Below are 708 nucleotides of genomic sequence, written 5' to 3' on the forward strand. Positions count from 1 at the left end.
CCTTCGCGCATAAAGACCGCCGCCAATCCCGCGATTAGCACCAGCGCGGCGGCCCCGGCCAATGGACTCCAGGGAACAACGTGCGCTGCGGTCGATGGTGAGGCCGCGCCGTCCGGCATTCCCCTGCGCCGCCCGATCACCAAACCCGCCGCGACCGTGCCGAGCATCGCCGCCCACGTCAGCCCGTCCGCCAGCCAGCGCGCGGGCGTCCGTTCCAGCGACAGTCGGATCGTATGGGTGCCCGGCGGCACGCTGAACGTGATCAGGCCGTGCGGCTGCGAGGGTGTGATCGGCGTCTCGTCACCGTCGATGCGCGCTGTCCAGCCTGCGAAGTAAAACGTAAGCACTTCGAGCGTCACGCCGTCCGGCGCGTCGATCCGCCATTCGTCGTGTTCCGGGCCGTGATCGAGCAGTGTGAGCGTCACGTTGTCCGGCAAAATGTCGCGGTGCGCCTTATCGACCGGGTACCCGTCGGCGTAGTCGGACAGCAGGCGGTTGGTCGGATCGGGGATCACGTACACGTCGGCGGGCAGAAATTCGTTGGTGACCGTCGTGCCGTCGGGCATCTCCCCGCTGACTTCGAGCGCGTGGTAGCCTGCCACGGATGTATCGACCGCGTTCAGCCGCCACGCCTCGGAGATCTTCCACAGCGGTATCGACAGCGCGACCGGCGCGACCAGCAGCGGCACGAGCGCCGCCGCCCCGCTC

Annotated in this window: 1 protein-coding gene; it reads right to left on the reverse strand. The window is 68.4% G+C overall.

The features are described 5' to 3' along the window. Positions 1-708 (reverse strand): hypothetical protein (locus tag V7116_RS19555; protein ID WP_324393651.1); only part of this gene is annotated, 708 nt, incomplete at both ends.

Origin of the sequence: Aggregatilinea sp. (assembly GCF_036822615.1) — a bacterium.
Taxonomy (GTDB): Bacteria; Chloroflexota; Anaerolineae; order Aggregatilineales; family Aggregatilineaceae; genus Aggregatilinea.